The sequence below is a fragment of the Chryseobacterium daeguense DSM 19388 genome (assembly GCF_000430825.1).
Lineage (GTDB): Bacteria > Bacteroidota > Bacteroidia > Flavobacteriales > Weeksellaceae > Chryseobacterium > Chryseobacterium daeguense.
Genome location: NZ_AUMT01000003.1, coordinates 296563 through 321275, shown reverse-complemented (window position 1 = coordinate 321275; position 24713 = coordinate 296563). Strand labels below are relative to the sequence as shown.

Genomic DNA, 24713 nt, shown 5'->3' with positions numbered 1-24713 from the left:
AGAATAAAACACACCAAATCTCAAATTAATATATCATGGCAGATCAAAATAAAAATATAAAAAAGATAAAGGTTGCAAAGCCAGATATGAATCCGGACCGTTCGCTGAATGTTTCTGCGGATGTAACTTCATTCAGCACAGAAAAAACCACTCAGGGCTGGAAAAACGGAATGAAAAATAATTTTGATTCCCTGAATCCTGTTTCTATGGTGAAATCTGTAGTTGGGGGTGACAGCGGCCAATCGCAATCCGGAAGTGGAGGCGGTGGCGGCACAACTTCCGTAACAGCAGAAAAAGCAGCACCAGAAAGCAAGGTTAAATTAATTAAAGTTAATACTCCTGCAATCTCACCCACCGCAATCCAGCATACAAGCAAGCATTTTGACATTGTTCTGGCGATCGATATCCACTGGACACTGATTCCGCCGCCACCGTCATTTATGCTGATTCCTTTGCCTCTGCCACACCCATTTATCGGGATTGTTTTCGATATAATGGATTACATTAAATTCAGCATTCCGGTTCCACAATTTATCAGAAATTTAAAACCAGACCTTCCGGAGAGCATTCCTATGGGAGGCTCAATATACGTTCACGGAAGACATAAAGCTACAACTACCACTTCAGTAATGGGTGTTGTCATTCCTTTCAGACATATTACATCCCTGATTCCCGTTTACATGATTCCCTTTCCACAGGAAGCTCCGCACGAAGGTGAAGTGTATTACGGTGCACAAACCGTTTTAGGGCAGGGAAGTAAAATGAGCGGGAACCAGCCGCAACAGGTTTTGACCTGTATGGGACTGCCTTTTGGAATGACTATGCTTCCCGCAATGCCCAATAAGCCCAAGAAAAATCCATTGGCTTATTTCGCGTTTTACAATAATTTTTCAAGCTTATATATTCAAATTAATACTGGCGGTCCTGTATTGGTGGGTGGTGCGTTTGTTCCTCACGTCTACACGCCGGGCGAAATGCTGATGCGTTTTGCAGGAATGGCTTTGATGAGGGGCCTAACGAAAAGTTTGGGAAAAGGAGTTACCAAATTCAATCATTTTTTACAGGGGAAATTCGGGAAAACGAATCCTGTTTCCAGAGCGTTGTGTAAAGTGGGTCTGGAACCTGTAAATTTTGCTTCCGGAGCCATGCTTTTCGAGTGGGACGATTTCGAAATCGAAGCCGGAACACCTTTGCAATGGACAAATGTATGGTACAGCGACAGGCCCTACAAAAACGGAATTTTAGGAAACGGAATATTCAATTCGCATGATTTATATATTATTCCTGATGAAGAAGACAAAGTTGCAGCCTGGGCTCACCCTGAAGAACTACAGCCGATGCCGATTCCTGTTCCACCAGTTGGAGAAGAGTTAACTTATTGCAGAAGCCAGAAAATCTGGCAGTACCGTCCGAATGACAGCATCTGGATTATCAGAAAAGGAACGGATATTTACACTTACAGACGTTTTCATCATGCTGAAGAAGGCAGTATTTTTAAAGTTATCCAAATTGAATATGGTGACGGAACTATCAGGGAATACGAATATCAGGGCATAAATATTGTTTTAAAAAATATTAAGGATGTAAAAAGCAGTTTTAGCATAGAAACTGTTGTTCATCCCGAGCTTAATAAAATTACCGAAGTTTATTATTGCTACAAAAATAAAAGAGATCTGCAGGTTTGCTATACTTACGACGAACGCGGAAATCTCACCCATGTCTGGGATATTCATAAAAAAGCCATCGTTTTTGAATATGATGATCTAAACCGGGTCATCCGAAGAACCAACAGAAACGAAATGAGCTATCATTGGGAATACGACAAAAAAGACAGGGTGGTTCATACCCGCGGACTGGGAGGCTTCATGGAAGGTTTTTTAAACTATAACGAAGATGAAGGTTACACTGAAGTTATTTATCCTAAACAAAATAATAAAACCGAGAGATATTACTATGACGAGGATCTTTTGGTGTACAAGCAAGTTGATGGCGAAGGCGGAGAAACCTGGTTCGATTATACTTCCCACAACGAATTAAAAATGACCGGAACTCCGGAAGGAAGAGTAGAAGGATACACCTACGACGAATATGGTAACATCAAAATTCTGCACACTCCGGACGGAGAAGAATATCATTATCAGTATGACGAATTTGGGCAGATTACAGCTCGTTTTTCACCTTCCGGAACTTCAGAAATCTGGAGTTATGATGAAGAAGGAAGATTATTAAGCTATACAGATCCTACAGAAGAAACAATAGAATATTTTTATCAAAATAATGAAAAGCTTCCTGAGAAAAGCGTAAGACAGGAAGTTGAAACACATTATGAATACAATAGCAGAGGCCAGATCACGCGGCGTACAGATACTATTGAGGGTGAAGAATATTGGAAGTATGATGATTACGGAAGACTATTGGTTTTCAGTCCTGAACCTCTTTACAGAACCGTTTGGGGAAGGGATAAAATGGGAAGGGTTGTAGAAATAAATGAATCCGGAGAGTTACCGATAAAAATTCGGTATGATGCCTATGATCTTCCTGTTCATATTACAGATGGAAAGGCAGAATGGCTGATAAGCTATACCCCAATGGGAAATGTGAAACGGCAGGTTCGGAGAAATGCACTTACTTATAAAAAAGAAGAAACGCTGGTCTTTGGATATGATTCCTACGAAAATTTAATGAGCATTACCAATGAAAAAGGGGAAGTTTACCTTTTTGAAAGAAACTATAATGACGAAATTATAGGCGAAAAAGGGTTTGACGGCCAGCAGAAATTCTTTGTAAGAGATAAAGACGGATTGGTTACCCAAGTCAGAAATCCGAATGGTAAAAATATATTCTATGAGTATGATCTTGGCGGCAGGTTAACACAGACTCATTATCCCGACGGAACCTGGGCTGCCTATCAGTATGATACTTCCGGAATGCTGATAAAAGCTGACACAGAAACCAGCAGTCTTACATTCCAGAGAAATAAACTGGGCTTAGTAACTCTTGAAAAACAGGGGGAGCATTCCATTAGCTATGAATATGACAACGATGGAAATTTAACCGGCTTAAAAAGCAGCCTGGGCGCAGAAATAGATTATTCTTATAATGATCTTGGCCAGCTTAAAAGTGTGGAGGCATCCACAAAAGATATTCATCAGCCGTGGCAAATGAACCTTAAAGTCAGTAAAAACGGCCAGCATTTTTCCCGTAAAATGACGGGCGGCGTTGAAAGTACTTTTGAATTTGATCATATCGGAATGCCAATCAGCCAGAAAGTAGTTGCCAATAAAAAAACTGCTTTCCATAAAGATTATCATTGGGTGGCCGGAAGCCGATTGTTACAGGTTTTAGATCACGTGACAGGAGGTAGAACAAAATTCGACTATGATGCTTTTGGAAGCCTTGTATCCGCAGAATATTCTAATGGTGAAATTCAATATAAAAATCCTGACGAAACTAGCTGCATATACGAAAGTCCCACACGAACCGACCGCATTTATGACAAAGGCGGAAAGCTGATGCGTGATAAAAATTGGTTTTATCATTATGATGAAGAAGGAAATTTATTATTAAAAAGCAAAAGGCCGATTAATAATATTAAATCTGACGAAAAAGAAACAGAAAATCACCATCCTTTCTATAAATCCATCGCAGAAGACTGGCTGAACACACCTAAGTTACGCCACGGAAACACACTGCCAGACGTCAGTGAAATTTTTCCTCATGAAATCCAAAATCCTGAATGGGAATCCGGAGATTGGGCCTATTCCTGGAATGCCAACGGGATGCTCGCAAAAGTAAAACGGCCGGATGGAAAAGAAATAAGTTTTGAATACGATGCGCTCGGAAGAAGGACTTCAAAAATTGGAAACCAAAAAATAACTCGGTATATTTGGGATGCGAATGTTATCCTGCATGAGTGGAGCTACGATCTTGAAGAAATACCGAAGAACTTTGTTGATAATGAAGGGAATCTTATCTCAACACAAGAGCCGACAGAAAATATTATTACGTGGATCTATGATGAAACAGGACATTATCCGGTAGCTAAAATTGAAGATGGAAAAAGATATTCTGTTATTAATGACTATTTGGGAACTCCTGTTCAGGCTTATAATGATGCTGGTGAAAAGGTCTGGGAGCGTGAACTTGATATTTATGGAGAGCCGAGAATAGGAGAAAGTAATTTTATTCCGTTTTTATTTCAGGGGCAGTATTATGATGAAGAAACGGAGCTTGCTTACAATAGATTCAGATATTATGATGTAGAAAGCGGAAGTTATATCTCCAAAGACCCGTTGGGACTGAATGGTGGTTTTGCTTTGTATGCCTATGTTTCTGATTCCAATTATTTTATAGATATTTTAGGCCTTGTAAAAGCAAAAGGCGCAGGAACGGGAAGATGGATGAACAGGGTGAAAAAAGATGGTACACCTTTTAAAAAGCCGGGGCCAAAATCCAAAGGAACGGGTGATCACAACGCCAAAATTGCTGAAATAATTAAAAGAGAAACTGCCAAAAAAGGAGTAAAACATATTGGGGGAGGTTCTAAAACAGAAATAATTATCGATACCAAAGGTGGTCATAAGCCCATCAGAAGAATGGACGCTTCTTTCCGTAGAAAAAATGGAAGTATCTATCATATTAATGTCGGAAGAACCCTGCAGGACGGGAAAACAGGGGTTATCAGGGAACGTCTGGCTATTGATGATGTTAAGAACAAAGGTCATGAAGTTTCATTCGAAGGATACGGAAAAGCTTCAGATTATAAATAGAAAATAATTAAACAAAAATATATGTCATATCTTATTAATTTAGTGATGTCTTTAAAAGATTTTTATCAGTATGTAGAAGATATTGTGGAAAAAGAAAACGGTGCTTTTTTCATTGAAGTAAAAAATAAAAGTGAAATTTCACTGCAAAAAATAGAAAAAGGAGAAGCTGAAAAAATAAAAGATAACAGAGAAAAAAAATTAAGATTTTACATTCTGTCCGAACGACCAGAGGACGTTTCCCAAGATGATATTTTTGATGATGAACTGGAACCAATCGTTATTGATGGCGAAGGAGGAAGAGAAACGGCCGACAGCATCGAGCGTATTTCATTAAGAATTCTCTCCAAAAAGCCTCATAAAAATACAACCAAAATATTCAATGCTATTAAAAATAAACTAAAAAAGGATAATGAGATAGGAATGGGAGTGAAAGGAGGATCAAAGCTTCACGACGATTATTTTTATCAAAAAGATCTTGTAGGAAAGAAAATCTTTAAAACAGATTTTCACAACGATAAAGCCCCGCTTGTTGAGGTGAAATAATTTTGAATTAAAATTTTTCTAATATAAATTGATCCAAAAAAAGTTAATTAATGTTATAAAAAATGTAGCAAAAAAAGAAATTTATTATCTTTAAGTAGAAAACTAAATGTACTACAATATGGAAGCCTACAACTTTGAAACAACGATTAACCCCTTTTTTTGGGTAGCCTCAGAAAAAACTTATTCAGTATGTTTAAATGCGGGATCTTATAAGCCGGAAATTTTCGAATGGAGAAAAGATGAAGGTTTCGAAGGAAACGGATACGACTGGACCTCTCTGGCTAAAGTTTTTCTGAATGAAAAAAAATCAAACCTGTCAGGTGACATCAAATTTGATCCGGAAGCAGATATGTTCTGCGCATATTCCACTAATCCGGAAAGCTTAAAAGAATTTGTTCTGGATTTTAAGAAAGCCTGTGACGACGAAATGCTGATTCAGGATTTGTTTTCAAAAGCAGAATTAGATTAAAAATAGTATATCAATCAAAGACCTCATTCTGAGGTCTTTTTCAGTTTTTGGGCGGCGGCTTTGCCGCCGCCCAAAAACTGAAAAACATCTTTTAAAATAAAATTACCCTCATCTATCATTTGCTGAGTGCAACGCCCTTGCGAACGAAAAAATACATGATACAATTTTAAAAATAAACCTTGCGGATCTTGCGTTAAAAAGTTTCAATCCATTCCCTCCAAAATAAAAGTTTTAAAAAAATTCCCAATTACTTTTAAATTATTTTAAGACAAAACAAAAAGGTCTTTTTCTTATATTTGTTCCTTATGGAAAATATGGACGCAACACAAGATAAAAGGTTATTTCTCATCGATGCTTATGCAATGATTTTCAGGGGATATTATGCATTGATAAGAAATCCCAGGCTTACCAGTAAAGGATTAGACACTTCAGCTATTTTCGGTTTTACAAACTCTTTGATTGAGCTGATCAGGAGAGAAAAGCCGACACATCTGGCGGTTGTTTTTGATGTGGGAGAGGCGAGTATCAGAACCGAAGATTTTTCTGATTATAAGGCCAACAGAAGCGAGACTCCGGAAGCTATTCAGATTGCGATTCCATACATTCACAGGATTTTGGAGGCTATGCATATTCCTATTTTAGGAGTTCCCGGCTATGAGGCGGATGATATCATCGGGACCATTGCCTGTAAAGCGGAAAAAGAAGGTTACACCACTTTTATGGTAACACCGGATAAAGATTTTGCACAGTTGGTTACCGATAAAATTAAAATTTATAAGCCGGGTTTAAAAGGCGGGGATATCGAAATTCTCGGTGTAGAAGAAGTAAAAGCAAAATATGAAATTGAAGACCCGAAACAGGTAATTGATTTCCTTGCCATGATGGGAGATGCGGTGGATAATATTCCCGGTCTGGACGGGGTAGGAGAAAAAACAGCTATGAAATTCCTTAAAGAATTCGGAAGCATTGAAAATCTTTTAGCCAATACCGACAAATTAAAGGGAAAACTGAAAGAAAAAGTAGAAGCATCGGCAGAACGCGGAATTTTATCTAAAAAATTAGCAACCATTATCTGCGATGCTCCGGTAGAATTCCACCAGGAACAGTATGACCTGGAATACCCTGATTTTGAAAAGGTAAAAGAAGTTTTTGATGAGATAGAATTCCGAAGATTGTATGAAAACCTTTATCGTGCCTTTGCTCCTGCTGCATCCACTACGGTTGTAACAGAAGTTGAGATTACCGTCACGGCTCAGACCCCGCAGCAGAAAGTGGCGCAGGCAGTGGGCCAGCTGGATCTTTTTGCGACTTATGAAGAGCTGGATCAGGCGACTTCCACGAAATCTACAATCGAGCAGAATGATCATTTGTATCAGTTTGTAGACAATCCGAAAGCGCAAAAAATATTGGTTCAAAATTTACTGCAGCAGAAGGCGGTTTGTTTCGATACGGAAACCACTTCGCTTAATGAATTGGAAGCCGAGCTTGTGGGAATGAGTTTTTCCTACAAAAAAGGATTAGCTTACTACATTCCTCTTTCGGAAGATCAGGGAGAAGTTTTGCAGACTCTTGAAATTTTCAGACCGTTTTTTGAAAAGGAAGATTTAATAAAAATTGCCCATAATTTAAAATTCGATTATAAAATTCTTCAGCAATACGGAATCACGGTAAAAGGCGCAATGTTCGATACCATGATCGCCCACTATCTACTGAATCCTGACGGAAGACACGGGATGGATTACCTTTCAGAGATTTACCTTAATTATAAACCGGTTTCCATTGAAACTATTATCGGGAAAAAAGGAAAGAAGCAGGGGAATTTCAGGGATGCGGATTTAAGGACTCAAACGGATTATGCGGCGGAAGATGCAGACGTAACCTTCCAGTTGTACGAATTATTTGCACCTCAATTAAAAAAAGAAAACTTAGAAGATCTTTTCTTTACAATAGAAATGCCGCTTATGGAAGTTTTAGCTAAAATGGAACTGGCGGGAATTTCACTGGACGAAAAATGGCTGGCTCAGGAAAGTATTGATCTTGAAAATGATTTAAAGCAGCTTGAGGCTAAAATATTTGAACTTTCCGGAGAAGAATTTAATATGAACTCTCCAAGACAATTGGGTGAAGTTTTATTTGAAAAATTACAGCTCGATCCGAAGGCTAAAAAAACAAAAACCGGCCAATACGCAACCTCCGAAGATGTTCTTCAAAAATTAGCCTCAAAACATGAAATTATTAAGCATATTCTGGAATACAGAACCTACCAGAAATTAAAATCGACCTATGTGGATGCTTTGCCTTCGCAGATTGATAAAGATGATAATCGGGTTCATACCAATTTCTCCCAAACCACCGCTGCAACAGGCCGTCTGGCAAGTGTAAACCCGAATTTGCAGAATATCCCGATCCGTACGTTGAGAGGGCAGCAAATCCGCGGGGCTTTTGTTTCGGGAGAAGGTAAGAAAATTATTTCTGCGGATTATTCACAGATTGAGCTTCGCCTGATTGCCGAGATTTCCGGGGAAGATAATATGATCAAGGCCTTTCAGAACGGTGAAGATATTCACGCGTCTACGGCAGCAAGATTATTCAATATTCCGCTGGAAGAAGTTTCAAAAACCCAGAGAGGCCAGGCAAAAACGGTTAATTTTGGGATTCTTTACGGGCAGGGAGCGTTTGCACTGGCCGAACAAACAGGTTTATCAAGAACTGAAGCCAAGCAGATGATTGAAGCCTATTACGAAACCTACCCGAAACTGAAGGAATACATGGCTGAGCAGGTAAATAAAGCCCGCCAGATGGGTTACGTAGAAACTATTTTGGGAAGAAAACGTCATTTAAAAGATATCAATTCCAATAATTTTGTAGTGCGTGGACACGCAGAAAGAAACGCCGTGAACGCTCCAATACAAGGTAGTGCAGCGGATGTTGTAAAAATGGCGATGATTAAAATTCAAAAACAATTGGAAAAAGAAAAGCTGCAGACAAAAATGCTGCTTCAGGTTCATGACGAATTGGTATTTGAAGCTCCCATCGATGAAATAGAACTAGCCAAAAATATTATCAAAATGGAAATGGAAAGCGCCATTGAGACAGAAGTTCCGCTCCTTGTTGAGGTAGGAGTAGGGGATAACTGGCTGGAAGCGCATTAAAGTTGTATTCTAAAATCAGCTCGGCATAGTATTGTTATGCCGAGCGTTTAGGATTATTTAATATGTCTATTTTTTAGAAGATAGTAACTTTTGAATTTGTTGTTCTAATCTTTCAATCTTCTCAGATTGTGACTTTAGTATTTCGTTTTCTTTTTGAAGATATTGAAGCTGTTTTTCCTGAGAATTTATCTGTTTATTCTGTTCGATTAAATATAAGGTTAATTCCTCAATTTTCTCTAAAAGTTTGGCATCCATTTCGCCAAGATTAATTCCATTTTTCTCTACTTCTTTTGCAGATGGGATATTAGGTAAGTGACCCTTATCTGCAATATGCTTTTCTACTTCTTCTAATGTACGAAGTTTATAATCTTTTTTGAATACATAATCTGCCCAGCCATTAGCAGCAGGGTTTTCTACTTTAACTTGCTCTGCTTTAATTCCTTTTTTTACATAAAAAATATAATTGGGATCATTGTCATACTGGTCAGTACCAACGGTTACTTTTCCTGTATTGAAAATAACAAGATTGCTTTTATGAACTGCATCACTAAATTTTATTTTTGTAATTCCTGAAGAATTAGGTGTGCTCACGTCTGTATTAGAATCAATGGCGTTGTTATTTGGCATAAAAAATTCCATATTCCTACTCCCTAAGTTCCGAATTACTACATCAGAAGGTACAGCCCAGTTAGACATACATCCATTACATAAAACAGTTGCTAGTTCTAGTCTAGCTCCACCAGGAGTGCCTATTGCACTTTGATTTCCTATAACAATACCATTAACGTATGGTCCTGAATAAATTTTAAATCTTTCCTGATTATTAGTTTTAAAAATAAGATCTTTATTATCGATTGTTCCGATAAAATTACTTGTGGGTACTGTTCCTGAATTTCCTGTGGTATTCCACGACTGAGCAAAAGAAAATGTTGAAATTAGTAAAACAAATGGTAATAACTTTTTTTTCATAAGTGTTTTATTGTATTATTGATTTATTAGGTATTAAGTTGAATTATTACTTACAAAAAATTAATTTCAGTAAGTAAAATTGGGGTATTTTTTAAAATTTATTGATATATAAGGTAGTGCATAAAGAAAACGCACCCATTAAGTAAAGGTTTTTATTCGTCATTGTGTCTTTTAATTTGCAGCGAAGTTAAAACTTTTTTTTCTTTTACAAAAAAATTGTTTTTTTTATAATATATTGTTTATTAAAAATTACAGAATCTAATGTTGACCTACATAAATAATTTAATATATATAAGGTCTTTATATGTAGGACAGGTAAATATTTATAACAATAAAGCTAAAAAACTCTAAGCTTTTGTATTTTTTAAACCTTAGCTAAATGCTAAACTCAATTCCACCCACATAAACAAGCGAGAAAAAATCATTTTCCACAGAAGCCGGCTTTGCAATCTGTCCTCTGTTCAGGAAGATTATTGAATTGATATCAAAGTCAGGATTAATTTCATTCAGTCTGTTGATTAAAATGGGTAGCCACTGCTCAGCAAAAGAATAATCGGCAAACTTCTCGTAGATCGTTCTGTTTCCAGCTTCAAAACCATATTCTACAAAATCATGATCCAGCCATACGGTGTCCTGAGATTCAGCAAATTTTGATATATATCTTTCATCAGATTCTTCTTCAAGGTAAAAATTATCATCCTCTTCTACGAATTCATAAAAATCTTCTTCAGTGTTGAAATTTCCTACCCAAAAATCTAATGTCTCTGTTTGCATAATTGTTTGATTATTGTTCCCATGTTTAATGGAAGCCCAAAGTTATGACAATTTAAATTTCTTAAGAAATCAATTGTTGAATAATTAATAAATCATCAAATTAAAACAGTTTGATTCTTTTTTCATCCTCACTTTCTTTAATGGTTTTTTCTAACCTTGATAAACGTGTTTTCTCCTGTTTTGCACCCATGATCCAGTGAAGCATCACTTTCCGGTAAGAGGGTGGCTGGCTGATGAAAAAATCCCATGCTTTTTATTGGATTTAAACGTTCTTTCAAATTCGGGATCGAGTGTTGCTGTTTCTTTTTCGTGAGAATATACCCTGGATTTTTCTTCCTTTCTGAGTTCAAAAGCTTTCAGCCCTTCGGGCTTCATTAATCCGGCTTTTGTTAATTCTTCAACCTTTTTAATATTAATGGCGCTCCAGATGCTCGTTGGCTTTCTTGGAGTGAAACGGATGCTGTAGCTTTCTTCATCAATAGACCTTCTCACGCCGTCTATCCAGCCAAAACACAAGGCCTGATCTACAGATTCCGGCCATGTTATGCTTGGTTTTTTAGAACCTACTTTGTAAAAACCTACCAGTAATTCTTTTTCTTTCTGATGGTTCTTTTCAAGCCATTTCCTGAATTCTTCGGGTGTTGAAAAAAATATTGGTTTCATGATATTGTTACTGTTTACGAAGATAAAATTTTTTATGAAAAAAGCCTTCAGTTATTGCTGAAGGCTATTGCTTTATTTTGTATTGATTAAAATAATTTTGTTGGATTTTAGCTTGTTTTCAAGCCATGATTTCAGTTTCTGCTCATCAATTTTCTCATCGGCTTTATAGAGTAAAGCTGTTTCAACGGCGGTGGAATCTGTCGTGTAAAAGTTTTGGATTTTTCCCACTGCAATTTCTTTTACTTCCGGGAAAAGTATTTTAATTTCTTTTACCAAAGCGGGATTATCCATTTTGTACTGATTCAGCTCATTTTTTAAAACGTTGATTTGAACATCTTTTTCCGAAGCATTTGCTTTTTGGAGATTGATTTCATTAAGAATCTCTGCTTTCAGGTCAGATGTATTTTGCTTAATGATCAGTTTGGTATTATTTACTCCAAAATTTTTAAGTGAATTATTTAATTCTTTGATTTCTGTACTGTCAAATTTTTTGGACAGGAACGCCAGCTCAATGGATTTTGGATTGGTATGATAATCTACTTTTTTGTAGATCACCGTATAGCCGTTTTTTGTGAATTCATCATTAATGAACTTTTCTACATTTTGGGTATATTTTCGCTCATTGAGAAGGTTGTAAGCCAGATAGCAGCTCGGAATAATCATAATGACAATTAATATTGAAATTCCGTAACGGATTCTTTTTTCCAACATTTTGTCGGCATTTACTACGGCTTGATATTTTAATGATTTAATAATTAAAAACGTAGCAATACAGATAAAGAAACAATTGATGGTATACAGATAAAAAGCACCGGCTACAAAGGAAAAATTGCCTGTTGCAATACCGAAACCAGCCGTACAGAGCGGCGGCATCAAAGCAGTTGCAATCGCTACACCCGGAATGGGGTTCCCTTTTTCAACACGGGTAATGGAAATAGCACCCACAACCCCTCCGAAGAAAGCAATAAGGACATCGTAAATATTAGGAGAAGTTCTGGCCAGAAGCTCCGACTGTACCTCTTTGAACGGACTCAAATAAAAATATAACGAGGAAACCGTTAAGCTTACAATTGTTGCTATAATCAGGTTTTTGATTGATTTTTTTAATAACCCAAAGTTGAAGGTCGCCAAAGCAAATCCAGCTCCCACAATAGGCCCCATTAACGGTGAGATCAGCATGGCTCCGATAATTACAGCCGTAGAATTTACATTAAGACCCACCGACGCAATTAAAATGGCACATGCCAGAATCCAAAGGTTAGCTCCCCGGAAAGAAACATTACTGGTAACGTTTTCAAGGACAATTTTGGGATTTTCTTCTCCTGTATGCAGATTCAGGAAATTAGTAATCATGTTTTTCATGTCATTAAATGTATTTTAAAGATATCATTAATTTGTTTAAAATTTACATACTATCAATTAAAAACATTTCATTTCCATAGGGATATAAAAAATGGGATGAAATTTTCTAATTCCATCCCGCTGCAAATATACATTTTAAAACTTAATTCCGAAGCTTTGCGGATTATTTCGCGATGATTTTGATCTCTTTTCGGGCGGGAGCTTCGCTCCCGCCCGAAAAGAAAAATTACATTTTAAAACCAAATTTTATTATTTATTTTAAAAAATTAGCACAATAGATGGTAATAATAAGAAATATCCTGAGGTTACTTTTTGATTGCGTACATTTGTATTGCATTCTGATTTTAAGGATGAAAATGAAATTTATGATTGATAAAAAATATACAGAAACAGCTCATACAGATAAAAATAATTACGAATATATCACTATTTCCCATGACGAAAACAAGGTAAGGATTTATACCCTTAAAAATGGTTTAAAGGTTTTTCTTGCCCAGAATTTTGATGCTCCCAGAATTCAGACGTACATTCCGGTGAGAACGGGAAGCAATAATGACCCCTCTGATAATACGGGTTTAGCGCATTATCTTGAACATATGATGTTCAAAGGAACTTCAAAAATCGGCAGCCAGAACTGGGAAAAGGAAAGTGAATTGCTCAACCGGATTTCTGACCTGTACGAACAGCATAAAGCGGAGCAAAATGCCGAAAAAAAGAAAGAAATCTATAAAAAAATAGATGAAATTTCTCAGGAAGCAAGTAAATATGCTATTGCAAATGAATATGATAAAGCCATTTCGTCATTAGGAGCAACAGGAACTAACGCGCACACCTGGTTTGACGAGACGGTTTACAAAAACAATATCCCGAATAACGAACTTGAAAAATGGCTGAAAGTTGAAAAAGAACGATTTTCTGAACTGGTTCTGAGACTTTTCCATACGGAACTAGAATCGGTGTATGAAGAGTTTAACAGGGCGCAGGATAACGATACTAGATTGGTTCAATATGAATTGATGGACGCTATTTTTCCAACCCACCCAAACGGCCAGCAGACAACGCTTGGAAAAGCAGAGCATCTTAAAAACCCTTCTATGAAGGCTATTCATAAATATTTTGATGAATATTATGTTCCCAATAATTATGCGATGGTTTTGGTAGGAGATCTGGATTTTGAAGAAACGATCCAGCTTGTGGATCAATATTTTGGAGCTCTTCCTTACAGGGAATTACCAAAGAAAACCCCGATAGTTGAAAAACCGATTACTGAAATTATAAAAAGAACCGTAAAAAGCCCTACAACACCAAGGGTTCAGCTGGCCTGGAGAACAGAAAGTTACGGGACAAAAGAAGCGATGCTGGCGGATATTGTTGCTAATATTCTTAGCAACAGGGGAGAAGCGGGATTAATGGATTTAAATATCAACCAGACCCAAAAACTGCTTTGGGGACAGGCTTTTTCAGTTGGTTTAAAGCAATACGGTTATTTTTCAATTGTAGCGGTTCCGAAAGAGACCCAGACTTTGGATGAAGCTAAAAATTTGGTTTTAGAACAGATAGAATTGGTTAAAAAAGGAGAGTTTCCAGACTGGATGCTTCCTGCGATCATCAATGATTTTAAAATTCAAAGGATGAAGACACTGGAAACAGCGGACGGGCTGGCAACTAATCTTTATGACACTTACATCAAAGGCAGAACCTGGGAGGAAGAATTAAATGAAATGGATGAATATGAAGCATTTACGAAAGAAGATGTAGTAAATTTCGCCAATGAGTTTTTCAAAGACAATTATGCCATAGTTTATAAAGAAAAAGGAATTAATGACAAGCTGATCCGCGTGGAAAATCCGGGGATTACTCCTGTAAAGATCAACCGTGATGCACAGTCGGAATTTTTGCAGCAGATTTTAGCTGAAAAAACAGAAGATATCCAGCCGGAATTTATTGATTATGAAAAAGAAATAAAATCAGATACAGTTAAAGATAAAAAAATAAGCTTCGTCACAAATAAATACAATGATATTGCCCAGATTCATTTTATTTTTCCTTTTGGAAGCGATCATGACAGGGATTTAGGAATTTCTACCCAGATTCTTCAGTATTTGGGAACTGAAAAATTTTCGCCGGAAGATTTGAAGAAAGAATTTTTTAAAATCGGGGTTACCAATGATTTTAAAACTACAAACGACCAGCTGATGATTTCTTTAAACGGGCTGGAAGAAAATATAGAAAAAGGTGTAGAACTCCTGCAGCACTGGCTTTATGAGGTGAAACCGGATCAGGAAATTTACAACCAGTTTGTAGAAACTGTCCTTGAAAACCGCGCTGCAATGAAGAAAGATAAAGGCAGAATTATGACAGCCTTAACGAACTATACAAAACTGGGTGAATTCTCTCGTTTTACAGATATTATTTCAAAAGAAGAGCTTGAAAACAGCAAGGTAGAAGTTTTCACAGACAGAATGAAAAAGCTGTTCAAGTTTCCTTATCAACTGTTTTTCTACGGTAAAGATTTTGGAAAATTTAAATCTTATATCGGAAAATATATTGAAAATGAAAGCTTCTCCATTCCGGAACCAAAGAAATATCCTGAACCGGAAACAGTTGGGAATGTTTACTTTACAGATTATGATATGGTTCAGATGGAAATGAGCAAAGTAGGAAAAGGACATCTAGTGAACACTGAAAATTTTGGAAAAATCAATGTTTTTAATGAATATTTCGGGCGAGGCCTGTCTTCCATTGTCTTTCAGGAAATCCGCGAAAGCAAGAGTCTTGCATATTCTGCGTATGTATCGTATGCCGCTAATGCAGACCTGAACCATCCGGATTATATCACCACCTATATCGGTACACAGCCGGATAAGCTGCAGATCGCCGTTGATACCATGACAGAATTAATGGATGAGCTTCCGGAAGTTCCGGCGCAGTTTCAGAATGCTAAAAATGCAGCGTTAAAACAGATTGCATCCCAACGGGTAACAAGAACCAATATTTTCTTTAATACGCTGAGGTTAAAAAAATTAAACATCCATCACGATTTCAGGAAAGATATTTACAGACAGATCGAAAGTCTGAAATTTGAAGATTTAAAGCAGTTTTACAATACGGAAATCAAGCCGATTCATTTTAACACCGCTATTATCGGGAAAAAAGAAAACCTGAATATGGATGCGGTGAATCAGATGGGAACGTTTAAAGAAGTGGGACTGAAGGATATTTTTGGACATTAGAAATTAATTGAATTGAAAAGATGCTTCGACAGGCTCAGCATGACATCGCTACAAATTTACATTTTGATATGGTAAATTAAAACAGTTAGTATTAGAAGTGTCATGCTGAGCGGAGTCGAAGCATCTCAATATAAGAAACAAAAACCCCGAAAGAAAAACTTTCGGGGTTTTATATTGTTTTAAATGAAATTATTTCACAATTTTCATTTCATCCACGATCCATTTAGAATCAGCAAATTTATCAATGATAAAAAGGATATACTTCGTATCCACCATGATATTTCGGCTGAAACGCGGATCATAATTGATGTCACTCATTGTACCTTCCCACTGTCTGTCAAAGTTCAATCCTACGAGATTTCCATAGGCATCAAGGGCAGGACTTCCGGAATTTCCTCCCGTTGTGTGGTTGGTAGCTGTGAATCCTACAGGAACATCTCCTGTTTTGTCCTTATAATTTCCGAAATCTTTTTTGTTGTAAAGATCGATTAGTTTTTTAGGAACATCAAATTCATAATCTCCCGGAACGTATTTTTCCATTACCCCCGCCAGATGTGTCTGGTAGTTGTAAGAGACTGCATCTCTTGGTGATGAGCCTTTTACTTTTCCGTACGTCACACGAAGCGTGGAATTGGCATCCGGGAAGAATTTTCTTTCTTTATCCGTCGCCATTTGCTGTGCCATATACGTTTTTTGCAACGCATCAATTTTCGTTTGAAGCGAAGCAAACTGAGGATCTGCCTTCGTCATATAAGTATCTCTGATTACCGTGAAAAGCTGGAAAACAGGATCTTTTTTCAGGTTTTTAATTAATTTGTCCTGATTGGAGAATGCTTTATCAATATCCTGCGATAAAAAAGCTCCGTTAACTTCTGATCTTCCTGTGATGATCGAGTTTTTAGAAATTTCTTCAATATTCTGGATATTTTGTGCTTCGTTTTTATACTTTTCAAATCCGGCCGGAAGGAATTGGGGAGCGGTTTTATTAGCGTATAAAGCCAATAATTTCGCTGTTACCTTAGCATCCAGTTCTGCACTGTAATCTTTGTAGAATGAAGTCAGCCTGTTTTTGAAAGCAGTGGTGCCCTTTTCGTCCATTCTTCCGGCTTCTACGGCTGTGATGTAATTGTAGTAAAGATTGGCAAGCGTCAGCGTTTCTGCATTTCTGATGGTTTCAGAGTAATAAGCATTGTTTAAAGCAAACGGAGCCTGGTCATTATAAAGTTTGTTTAATTGGTCTAAAGTAGATTTAATTTCATGATTTTTAGCTACTAAAGAACCTTCATACATTACTTTTTTCTCAACAGCGTTTGACTTTTTCAGACCTTCCACTTCACCGATCCATTTTTTCCAGTAATTGGCTACGGAAGCATATTTTGAAGCGTATTTGATGCGGGTTGCATCATCGGTACGCATTTTTTCGTCTAATGTTTTTAAAGCTACATCTCTTACTGCAATTCTGGCAGGATCAATCTCTTTCATAATTTTTTCCACGGCAATTGCAGGCAGGTATTCCGTCGTTCTTCCCGGAAATCCGAATACGAAAGTGAAATCATTCTCATTTTTATCCTTAATGGAAACCGGAAGGTAATGCTTCGGAACATACGGAACATTGTCCTTTGAATATTCTGCAGGTTTATTGTTTTTGTCGGCATAGATTCTGAACATGGAGAAATCTCCCGTGTGTCTCGGCCACACCCAGTTATCCGTATCAGACCCGAATTTTCCGATGCTTTGCGGCGGTGCTCCTACAAGACGGATATCTTTATAGGTCTCGATGGTATAGGCATAATATTTATTGCCGTAATACATTGATTTTACAGAAATTGACTGATAAGGCTCAGTTTTCTGCGCGTTTTTGTAAACCTCAATATTATTGGCGATTTTCTTTGAAAGTTCAGGTTCTGTAAGGTTGCCTGTACCTTCCAGAATCTGGTTGGTAACTTCTTTGATATCAACAATAAAGCCTACTGTTACTCCCGGATTCGGAAGTTCTGCCTGAGGATTTTTTGCCCAGAATCCATTGGATAAAAGATCATTCTGAACCGTAGAATGTGCCTGGATCTGCCCGTAACCACAGTGATGATTGGTGAGTAAAAGCCCTTTTGGCGAAATGATTTCGGCGGTACAGCCTCCGTTGAACTGTACTACAGCATCTTTTATGCTTGCTTTCTGAGGGTTGAAGATGTCTTTTGCAGAGATTTTCATTCCCAGGTCCTTCATTTCCTTCTCATTAAGCTCTGTAGGGATCCACATTCCTCCGTATTGCTGCGCAAAAGTCATTACAGCCGGCAAAAGAAATACAGATAAGAGTATCTTTTTTGTCATAATCAAAATTTTGCCCTAATTTACAAAGAAAATGTGAGTTTAAGGTTTTGAGTTTTTTGTTTTAAATTTTATTTTGATTATCAGTTATTTAGGGACTTGGAAGTTAAAATTTTAGAGATGTAGCTCCAAATTTATACTAAAATGCGTGCTTAAAAATTTTCGTTAATTAATTTAAATTAGTAAAAATTCAAATAATTATTTTTTCGGAAGATTCGGTTTAAAACTGATACGCTATTATTTTTTCGTCTTCCATAAGATTTTTCATTAAAGCTTTATGATGAATGCTTTTTCCAGTGACAATCCATGATGTGGCGAGATTTCCCTGTGTATACTGCTGTTTTGAGATGCTAAATTTCAAATGGTTTTTCTTAAAAATTTCTTCACAATGTTCGATGTCATGGTAATTGACGACGGCAATTTTATATTCCCGGATTTTATGTTCCCTGTCAATCAGCTTTTCAAAAATAGTGAGTGAGCTCAAAATCAATAAGATCAGAATGATTCCTAAAACTGCAAGATAAACATATCCCGAACCCACAGCCATCCCGATTGAAGCAGTGGCCCAGATGGTGGTAGCAGTAGTAATTCCGTCAATTTTATTATCACCTTTAAAAATTACTCCCGCACCCAGAAAACCTATTCCGGTAATAATATTGGCAGCAATACGATCCTGATCATGAATCCCGATTTTTATGGAAAGAATGGTAAAGAGACAAGACCCGAAACATATCAGAATGAAAGTCCTTAAACCAGCTGATTTATTGCGGTATTCGCGTTCTGCACCAATCAGGATGCCCAATACAACCGATATGAAAATCAACAGTAATTCGTTTTGAATAGAATGGTCCTTTAGAAATTCCATAGTTAAAATTTTAAGCTTCTTAGTATAAATTTACGATAAAAATTCTGTCAGGCATTATGATTGGAATTATAAAAAAAAGACTGCCGCAGCGACAGTCTTCATCTTGAATATTTTGTACAACTGAATTAGGCTTGTTACTTTTCAATTAAATCTAAAAACTGCTGTTCATCCAGAATTTCAATGGTTCCGATATCCTGGGCTTTTTTCAGTTTGCTTCCGGCCTTTTCGCCTACCACAAGGTAATTTAGGTTTTTGGAAACCGCAGAAATGTTTTTTCCGCCGTGTTTTTCTACCATTTCTTCGGCTGCTTCTCTTGTGAATAAAGATAATTTTCCGGTGAAAAGGAAGGTTTTTCCGTCCAGAACATTGGATAGAACTTCATTTGTACTTTCTCCTTTTTCAAGTTGGACACCATAAGATTTCAGGCGTTCAAGCATTAAAATATTTTCAGGGTTTGAGAAAAATTCAACGATGCTTACTGCAATTTTTGTCCCGATGTCTTCTACCTGACAGAGTTCTTCAACGGTAGCGTTTTTCAGTTCTTCTATCGTTGGGAAATTTTTTACCAATTTCTTCGCAACTGTTTCTCCTACGTGCTTTATACCGATTCCGTACAGCACTTTTTCAAATGCAATTTCTTTCGATTTTTCGATTCCTGAAATGATATTTTGTGCAGATTTTTCTGCCATTCTTTCAAGCGGAAGAAGCTGTTCTTTGGTAAGAGCATAAAAATCAGCAGGGTTTTCTACCAGTCTTTCCTTGTAAAGCTGTTCAATCGTTTCGCTTCCAAGATTTTCAATATTTAAAGCTTTTCTGGATACATAATGAATCATTCTTCCTACAACCTGCGGCGGGCAGTGAAGGTCATTAGGGCAGAAATGAATCGCCTGATCTTCCACTTTTACCAGCTCTGTTCCGCATTCCGGGCAATGTTTTATGTATTCAATTTCTTTGCTGTCTCCGGTTCTTTTTTCTGTATTTACCCCAACGATTTTAGGAATAATTTCCCCTCCTTTTTCTACATAAACGAAATCATGTTCATGTAAATCCAGTTTTTTAATAATATCTTCATTATGCAGGGATGCTCTTTTTACGATGGTTCCGGCAAGTAAAACAGGCTTTAAATTCGCTACGGGAGTGATGGCGCCGGTTCTTCCGACCTGGTAAGAAACGCTTTGAAGCTCCGTTTCCACTTTTTCAGCTTTGAATTTATAAGCCATCGCCCAGCGTGGAGATTTTGCAGTGTATCCGAGCTGTTTTTGTTGTTTTATAGAGTTAACTTTCAGTACGATACCATCTATTTCAAAAGGTAAATTATGCCTTTCAATATCCCAGAAGCTGATGAATTCTTTTACCTCATCCAGCGTAGTGCACAGCTTTGCTTCCCGGGAAGTTTTGAAGCCCCATGATTTGGCTTTTTCCAGCAGTTCCCAATGCGTTTCAGCAGGAATTTCCTCTGAAATAAACTGATAAAGAACTGATGAAAGCCCACGTTTCCTCACCTCGCCGCTGTCCTGCATTTTCAGACTTCCGCTTGCCGTATTTCTTGGGTTCATGAAGGGGTCTAAGCCATCTTCTTCACGCTGTTTATTGATTTTATCGAAATTTTTTCGGGTTAAATAAATCTCTCCGCGCATAAAAAAGTGTTCGGGAAAATCGCCTTTCAGTTTCAAGGGAATATCAGAAATTGTGCGAACATTTCCGGTAATCTCATCCCCCTGAAAGCCGTCACCGCGGGTTACAGCCTGCGCCAGCTTTCCGTTTTCATACAAAATGGAAATGGAAGCCCCGTCATACTTCAGCTCTGCAACAAATTCTACCGGATCATTAATGGTTTTAATGATTCTCTTTTCCCAGTCTTCAAGATCATCGAAATCATAAGAATTATCCAGGGAATACATCCTGAATTTATGCTGAATAGTCGGGAAAACCTTCGTTACACCTCCTCCTACACGTACCGTGGGAGAGTTTTCATCATAAAACTCGGGATATTTTGCTTCCAGATCACGAAGTTCTTCCAGCAGCATATCAAAATCGTAATCTGAAATGGTGGGTGTATCCAGAAGATAATAATTTTCGTTGTGCTGATGGAGTTCCTGGCGGAGATGTTCTATTTTTTGCTGAATATTTTCGGGCATTGGATTTCTGTCTTTTCGCAAAAATAATTAAACTAATCCCAATTTAAAAGATATGGGAATTAAATATTATGAGAAAATTAAAATTGCTTAATATATTCCAATGCACTGGCTGTCTACACGATAAATTGCGTGTTCAGTTTTATTTAACATAATGTTTCAATTTAATTTAAAAAATGTTAAAATTCCCTTAAATAGGAAGCTTGAGAAGTCACAATACCTTTGCACACAGCTAATTTGTAAACATGAGAAAAGTAAAAATTGTATTGGGACTTTTATTCCTGAGCTTCGGAACACTGGCGTACGCACAGACTACACAGGCTTCCATAACAGGTAAGGTAACGGGCATCGGTAATGCAGCGAAGGAAAAAGTGAAGGTAACGATTATTAATGAATCCACAGGGTTTAAAACCGAAACCGAAACGAATTCCAGAGGGGAGTATATTTTCAAGGAGATTCCTCTTGGAGGGCCGTATACGGTTATTGTAAATGATGAAAAGAAGGCGGGCTATAACGTAAATTTCGGGGATCAGGTAACCGTAAATGTAGATGTAAGTGGTGCTGAAAAATCTATTGAAGAAGTTGTAATCACAGGAAACCTGAAAAACAAAATAGGAAACCTGGGTGCTGCAACGGCAATTACGGCAAAAAACATCGGAATCTTACCGGTGAACGGAAGAAATTTCACCAATCTTACAGAGCTTTCTCCATTAAGCGGCAGGGGCGGGAATTTATCCGGACAGCTGGGTTCTTCCACCAATTTTACAATTGACGGGATGACGGCTAAAAACCCAACTTCCGCGGGTTCTACAACCAGCCGAAGCGGGGCGCCTTTCTCAATTTCCATTGAAGCCGTTCGTGAATTTAAAATTACAACCAACCAGTATGATGTGACGTTGGGAAGAAGCGGCGGCGGAACGGTAAGTGCCGTTACAAAGTCGGGAACCAATAAATTTTCAGGAAGCGCATGGGAATATCTGAGAACAAACTGGCTTTCAAGCCCGTATGATATCCGTGGAAATAAAAGAAACAATGATTTCTCCACCTCGCAGTTCGGGTTTTCATTGGGTGGCCCGATTATTAAAAATAAATTACACTTTTTCGTAGCTTGGGATCATCAGTTGGATTCTAGACCGTTACAGATTGCTGATATCAGATCACGTGAAGATGAGCTTAGATTAAATACAACAACTGCAACATTAAATAAATTCCTGGATATTGCAAGGGCAAAATATGGTGTTGCCAATACACAGCAGTTCGGCAGCTTTGATAAAGTACGAAATTCTGATGCAGGATTTTTGCGTCTCGACTGGCAGATTAATGACAAAAACTTATTGACATTAAGAAATAACTTCACCTACGACATGAACAAAAACGGTTTGGGTGATAACACAGCCATCAACTTCTTCGAATCCTACGGAAATGATAAAAACCTTGACAACAGCCTTTTGTTAACTTTAAGATCAAACTTAAAGCCTAATATGACCAATGAATTAAAGGCTCAATATCTGTATACTTTCCAGGACAGCTACCAGAATGATGAGCTGGGACATGCCGTGCCAAGGGCAATTGTAGAAAACATCATCACTAATATTGATGGTAATAAAGCTACCAATATCCAAATCGGGGGACATCGTTTTGCTCAGGAAAGCTTCAGAAATAATGTTTTCCAGATTGTAGATAATTTATACTATAATACAGATAAGATTAAATATACTTTTGGAGCAGATCTTATGTACACTACGGCAAGATCAGTTTACGGAAGCGAGGTAAACGGAAGGTTCCATTTCAGGGAAGCGGCTACCAATCCGGATAATCTTTATAATTTTAATAATCTTACGGCTTACAGGTTCTACAGGGAAGTTCCTTTGATGGAAGATCCTTCCGTGAAATCAAATATCTGGAACATCGGAGTTTACGGACAGATTCAGACTAAAATTGCCAGAGGCTTAGATTTAATGGCTGGTTTAAGGCTTGATTACGGTGGATATCCCAAAGCAGAGTTTAACCAAAAATTATATGACGAAATGGGAATCCGCACGGATAATCAGATTCAGTCGTTTATTATCCAGCCAAGATTTCAGTTTGACTGGAATATTAATGAAGGAAACAAGGATTTCTTAAAGTTCGGAGCGGGAATTTTCTCATCTGATATCAATAATTATATGGTAATTAATAATCTGGTGTTTGACGGAAAACATTTGGCCACGGTGGATGTAAATCCTTCTCAAATTGGTTTGACGCCGGATTTCATCAGTTATAGAAATGATTACGGAACAGTTCCTACACTGCCTCAGTATCAGCTTCCTACCATCAATTATACAGGCGAAGATGCAAAAGTTCCTGTGGTTTACAAAGCGAATATTTCCTATACACATTTCTTTAATGAAAGATTCAGAGCGGGAATTGCAGGATATATGGCTTTAGGAAGAAACAATTATTTCTACTACGACAGGAATATGAAGGCTGATCCTTTTTTCACTTTGGATAAGGAAGGCGGAAGAGGCGTTTTCGTACCTATAACATCGGTTGCGGCAAACGGAACTATGAACTGGAAAGACGGCAGAATCAACCAGAATTTCGGAAGGGTTCTGGAGCTGGTAAGTGACGGGAAAGTAAACCAGTTTTCATTTGTGGTAGATACAAGTTACCGCTACTGGAAAGACGGGGAAATTACGGCAAGTTACACCTGGTCAGATATTAAGGATAATACTTCTTACAACGGGAATGTAGCCAATTCTGCGACACTGTCTACATTAACTCCTAGTGATCCGAGAAACCTTAGAATGACCTATTCTGATAATCAGTTCAGAAATAAAGTGGTGATCTATGGAAATTCACCTACCATTGCAGGATTTACTTTGGGAATCAGGTATGCTGGAATCGGCGGGACACGTTTCTCAGTGACGGCCGGAGGAAATGTAAACGGTGATTTTGTTGATTCTAATGATCTGGCGTATATTTTCCCTAACCTTACACAAACTTTAATTGATAACCCTGAAGTAGGATCTGCACTGAAAAACTACATCACGGATTATAACAACCAGATCGCAGAAAGAAACGGCGGGAAAAACGGATTCTATGGAGTTTGGGATGTACGTGTAGCGAAAAAATTCAAATTTGAAAAAATAGGGGCATTTGAGCTTTCCGTGGATATTTTCAATGTTGCGAATTTGCTAAACAGAGAGTGGGGTGTAAACAAATCTTACGGAAATATGTCACTGTACAGAATCTCAGGATTTGATCCGGTAACGAAAGAGCTTAAATATAATCTGAATACGAGCGGTTTGGAGCCATTGTCAGGGAACCCTTACCAGATCCAGGTCGGAGCGAAGTATTCGTTTTAAAAATTGTGAATAATAGTTTATGGTGAATTGTGAATCAGAAATTGTGAATTGTCAATATTAAAATATATAATTCACCATTCATTTACAAAGCAAAAATTCACATTCAC

General features: G+C 37.5%; 12 protein-coding genes and 1 pseudogene. 6 read left to right on the top strand and 7 right to left on the bottom strand.

Going from position 1 to position 24713, the window contains the following annotated elements:
* Window positions 1–35: 35 nt before the first annotated feature.
* The 4 genes from H560_RS21175 to polA all read left to right on the top strand — a co-directional run bounded on the left by H560_RS21175 (window position 36) and on the right by polA (window position 8933).
* On the top strand, window positions 36–4769 hold the full coding sequence (locus H560_RS21175) for an RHS repeat-associated core domain-containing protein (RefSeq protein WP_228372427.1): 4734 nt from the start codon (window positions 36–38) through the stop codon (window positions 4767–4769).
* Between the two features lie 21 nt (window positions 4770–4790).
* Window positions 4791–5312: a hypothetical protein gene (locus H560_RS0105870; protein WP_027379180.1), complete on the top strand. Its 522-nt coding sequence runs from the start codon at window positions 4791–4793 to the stop codon at window positions 5310–5312.
* A gap of 118 nt (window positions 5313–5430) precedes the next feature.
* Complete coding sequence (locus tag H560_RS0105865; protein WP_027379179.1) at window positions 5431–5781, top strand: immunity 51 family protein; 351 nt, start codon at window positions 5431–5433, stop codon at window positions 5779–5781.
* A 314-nt stretch (window positions 5782–6095) separates the two neighbouring features.
* Window positions 6096–8933 carry a DNA polymerase I gene (gene polA, locus H560_RS0105855; protein ID WP_027379178.1) on the top strand — a complete coding sequence of 946 codons (2838 nt, stop codon included), beginning with the start codon at window positions 6096–6098 and terminating at the stop codon, window positions 8931–8933.
* Between the two features lie 66 nt (window positions 8934–8999).
* On the opposite strand, the gene H560_RS22295 is transcribed toward polA, so the two are convergent.
* From H560_RS22295 to H560_RS0105835, 4 genes and pseudogenes are all read right to left on the bottom strand, one after another.
* The gene (locus H560_RS22295; protein ID WP_027379177.1) at window positions 9000–9902 is read right to left on the bottom strand and encodes a hypothetical protein; all 903 of its coding nucleotides are present in this window, start codon (window positions 9900–9902) and stop codon (window positions 9000–9002) included.
* Window positions 9903–10277: 375 nt separating this feature from the next.
* Entirely contained in the window at window positions 10278–10676 is a 399-nt protein-coding gene (locus tag H560_RS0105845; protein ID WP_027379176.1) for an immunity 22 family protein, read from the bottom strand.
* A gap of 100 nt (window positions 10677–10776) precedes the next feature.
* Window positions 10777–11339 (bottom strand): annotated as a pseudogene (locus H560_RS21165) (YdeI/OmpD-associated family protein).
* A 72-nt stretch (window positions 11340–11411) separates the two neighbouring features.
* Window positions 11412–12701: a DUF389 domain-containing protein gene (locus tag H560_RS0105835; RefSeq protein ID WP_027379175.1), complete on the bottom strand. Its 1290-nt coding sequence runs from the start codon at window positions 12699–12701 to the stop codon at window positions 11412–11414.
* A gap of 365 nt (window positions 12702–13066) precedes the next feature.
* On the opposite strand from H560_RS0105835, the gene H560_RS0105825 reads away from it, so the two are divergent.
* Window positions 13067–15934: a M16 family metallopeptidase gene (locus H560_RS0105825; protein WP_027379174.1), complete on the top strand. Its 2868-nt coding sequence runs from the start codon at window positions 13067–13069 to the stop codon at window positions 15932–15934.
* A 189-nt stretch (window positions 15935–16123) separates the two neighbouring features.
* Here the strand turns inward: H560_RS0105825 and H560_RS0105820 are convergent, their stop codons facing one another.
* The 3 genes from H560_RS0105820 to ligA all read right to left on the bottom strand — a co-directional run bounded on the left by H560_RS0105820 (window position 16124) and on the right by ligA (window position 21262).
* Window positions 16124–18262, bottom strand: coding sequence for a S46 family peptidase (locus H560_RS0105820; RefSeq protein WP_027379173.1), 2139 nt, complete (start codon window positions 18260–18262; stop codon window positions 16124–16126).
* Between the two features lie 217 nt (window positions 18263–18479).
* A complete protein-coding gene (locus tag H560_RS0105815; protein WP_051289183.1) occupies window positions 18480–19124 on the bottom strand; it encodes an MgtC/SapB family protein in 645 nt (214 codons plus the stop codon).
* Between the two features lie 134 nt (window positions 19125–19258).
* Window positions 19259–21262, bottom strand: coding sequence for an NAD-dependent DNA ligase LigA (gene ligA, locus H560_RS0105810; protein ID WP_027379171.1), 2004 nt, complete (start codon window positions 21260–21262; stop codon window positions 19259–19261).
* Between the two features lie 242 nt (window positions 21263–21504).
* On the opposite strand from ligA, the gene H560_RS0105805 reads away from it, so the two are divergent.
* Window positions 21505–24606, top strand: coding sequence for a TonB-dependent receptor (locus H560_RS0105805; RefSeq protein WP_027379170.1), 3102 nt, complete (start codon window positions 21505–21507; stop codon window positions 24604–24606).
* Window positions 24607–24713 lie beyond the last annotated feature (107 nt).

Bases quoted from the DNA above. Each gene is read 5' to 3' on its own strand.
- H560_RS0105865 (WP_027379179.1), top strand. From the start codon at position 5,431: ATGGAAGCCTACAACTTTGAAACAACGATTAACCCCTTTTTTTGGGTA.
- H560_RS22295 (WP_027379177.1), bottom strand. From the start codon at position 9,902: ATGAAAAAAAAGTTATTACCATTTGTTTTACTAATTTCAACATTTTCT.
- H560_RS21175 (WP_228372427.1), top strand. From the start codon at position 36: ATGGCAGATCAAAATAAAAATATAAAAAAGATAAAGGTTGCAAAGCCA.
- H560_RS0105835 (WP_027379175.1), bottom strand. From the start codon at position 12,701: ATGAAAAACATGATTACTAATTTCCTGAATCTGCATACAGGAGAAGAA.
- H560_RS0105845 (WP_027379176.1), bottom strand. From the start codon at position 10,676: ATGCAAACAGAGACATTAGATTTTTGGGTAGGAAATTTCAACACTGAA.
- H560_RS0105805 (WP_027379170.1), top strand. From the start codon at position 21,505: ATGAGAAAAGTAAAAATTGTATTGGGACTTTTATTCCTGAGCTTCGGA.
- H560_RS0105870 (WP_027379180.1), top strand. From the start codon at position 4,791: ATGTCATATCTTATTAATTTAGTGATGTCTTTAAAAGATTTTTATCAG.
- polA (WP_027379178.1), top strand. From the start codon at position 6,096: ATGGACGCAACACAAGATAAAAGGTTATTTCTCATCGATGCTTATGCA.
- ligA (WP_027379171.1), bottom strand. From the start codon at position 21,262: ATGCCCGAAAATATTCAGCAAAAAATAGAACATCTCCGCCAGGAACTC.
- H560_RS0105815 (WP_051289183.1), bottom strand. From the start codon at position 19,124: ATGGAATTTCTAAAGGACCATTCTATTCAAAACGAATTACTGTTGATT.
- H560_RS0105825 (WP_027379174.1), top strand. From the start codon at position 13,067: ATGATTGATAAAAAATATACAGAAACAGCTCATACAGATAAAAATAAT.
- H560_RS0105820 (WP_027379173.1), bottom strand. From the start codon at position 18,262: ATGACAAAAAAGATACTCTTATCTGTATTTCTTTTGCCGGCTGTAATG.